2 protein-coding genes and 1 pseudogene are annotated in these 2,373 nt (G+C 59.0%); all 3 read right to left on the bottom strand.

From position 1 onward, the window contains the following. Positions 1–229 (bottom strand): annotated as a pseudogene (gene rpsA, locus ACRESJ_RS32430) (30S ribosomal protein S1); the annotation flags it as partial. Between the two features lie 119 nt (positions 230–348). Then, entirely contained in the window at positions 349–1,038 is a 690-nt protein-coding gene (gene cmk, locus ACRESJ_RS32425) for a (d)CMP kinase (RefSeq protein ID WP_431761555.1), read from the bottom strand. Further along, positions 1,035–2,373 (bottom strand): 3-phosphoshikimate 1-carboxyvinyltransferase (gene aroA / locus ACRESJ_RS32420; RefSeq protein WP_431761554.1); only part of this gene is annotated, 1,339 nt, incomplete at its 5' end. The genes aroA and cmk, both read right to left, overlap by 4 nt.

Here is a 2,373-nt window from a genome sequence, read left to right as displayed (position 1 = left end):
CCGAGTCCAGAGCAACGTGAACTTCGTCACCGACGTTGATGTTCAGTTCGCCAGCGTCGTTGTAGAACTGCTCAAGCGGGATGAGTGCTTCAGACTTCAGGCCAGCGTGAACGGTTACCCAGCGAGCTTGGTAATCGATATCAACGATAACACCGGTGATGATGGAGCCTGCCTGAAGGTTCAGGGTCTTTAGGCTTTCTTCAAAGAGTTCCGCAAAGCTTTCGCTCATTTTAATTCCTGTTGATGAGGGCGAAGAATACGCCCATCTCCACACCCCAGACGGTGTGGGTTAGTTTCATTTATAAGAAGCGCCGCAGGACTATGACTGGTCCCCTGTGGCGTTCTTGGTCACCCGGCAATACCGCGAATGGCGATCTCGCTCATGATGCGTTCCAGCACCTGCTCGATGGATAATTCCGTGGAATCCAGCTGTATGGCGTCAGCCGCCGGTTTGAGCGGGGCTACCGCTCGCTGGGTGTCACGCTCATCGCGTGCACGTATCTCATCTAGCAGACTCGACAGACTAACACCCTCGACTTTGCCCTTCAACTGCAAATATCGACGGCGCGCACGCTCCTCGGCACTGGCAGTGAGGAAAATCTTCAAAGGCGCGTCCGGAAAAACCACCGTTCCCATGTCACGACCATCGGCCACCAGACCCGGCGCTTCCTGAAAAGCGCGCTGGCGTTGCAGCAGCGCCTCGCGTACCGCGGGCAATGCAGCCACCTGCGAGGCACCAGAGCCAACACTTTCGGTGCGGATTACATCGCTGACTTCATCACCTTCCAGAACGATGCGCTGCAATTGACCTTCGGTCGCCGCGATGAACTGAACATCCAGATGAGCGGCAAGTTTTTTCAGCAGCTCTTCGTTGGTCAGGTCGACGCCATGGTTGTGCGCGGCAAAAGCCAGCAAGCGGTAAAGCGCACCGGAATCCAGCAGATTCCAGCCAAGACGCCTGGCCAGGATCCCGGCTACGGTGCCTTTGCCCGAGCCGCTTGGCCCATCGATGGTGATGACCGGTGCAATGTTTTTCACGACTGAGCCTCTTGGGCAACGCGGATGCCGACCTGTGCGCACAGCGCGAGGAAGTTCGGGAACGACGTCGCGACGTTGGCGCAATCATGGATACGGATCGGCGCGGTGGCACGCAGCGATGCAACGCTGAATGCCATGGAAATCCGGTGGTCGCCGTGACCATGCACTTCACCGCCGCCGATTTGGCCGCCATCAATGATGATGCCGTCCGGAGTCGGCTCACATTTGACGCCCAGCGCCAGCAGGCCATCGGCCATGACCTGGATACGGTCCGATTCCTTGACCCGCAGTTCTTCGGCGCCACGCAGCACGGTACGCCCTTCGGCACACGCCGCAGCCACGAACAATACCGGGAACTCGTCGATCGCCAATGGAACCAGCGCTTCAGGAATCTCGATACCTTTGAGTTTAGCTGCCCGTACGCGCAGGTCCGCGACTGGCTCGCCACCCACTTCACGCTGGTTTTCCAGGGTGATGTCAGCGCCCATTAGACGCAGGATGTCGATGACGCCAGTACGGGTCGGGTTGATGCCGACGTGCTCAAGCACCAGCTCCGAACCTTCGGCGATCGAAGCGGCCACCAGGAAGAATGCAGAAGACGAGATATCGCCCGGTACTTCGATGTGTGTTGCAGTCAGCTTGTTGCCGGACTCGACCGACGCGGTCGCGCCATTAACGGTGACCGGGTAGCCGAAGCCGCGCAGCATGCGTTCGGTGTGGTCGCGGGTTGGCGCAGGCTCGGTGACGGTGGTCTTGCCTTCGGCGTACAGACCCGCCAGCAGCAGGCAGGACTTAACCTGGGCACTGGCCATTGGCATGGTGTAAGTCAGGCCTTTGAGCTTGTTGCCACCACGGATGATCATCGGCGGACGACCTTCAGCGGCGGTTTCGATCACGGCACCCATTTCACGCAGTGGATTGGCCACGCGATTCATCGGGCGCTTGGACAGCGAAGCATCACCCGTCAGGGTGCTGTCGAAGTTCTGCGCAGCCAACAGGCCAGACAGCAGGCGCATCGAAGTACCGGAGTTACCCAGGTAGATCGGGCCTGGTGCAGGCTTCAGACCATGCAGGCCAACACCGTGAATGGTCACACGACCATGATGCGGGCCTTCGATGACCACGCCCATGTCACGGAATGCCTGCAAGGTCGCCAAGGCATCTTCGCCTTCGAGGAAACCTTCCACTTCAGTCACGCCTTCGGCCAAGGAGCCGAGCATGATCGAACGGTGGGAAATCGATTTGTCACCTGGTACGCGAATCCGACCGGACAGGCGGCCACCAGGTTGAGCCAGGAAAATCAGATCGTTGGAATTCATAGCGTCCACATAGGCC

Source organism: Pseudomonas sp. (assembly GCF_050739655.1).
In the GTDB taxonomy this organism is placed as follows: Bacteria; Pseudomonadota; Gammaproteobacteria; order Pseudomonadales; family Pseudomonadaceae; genus Aquipseudomonas.
This window is presented reverse-complemented; position numbering and strand designations above follow the sequence as displayed.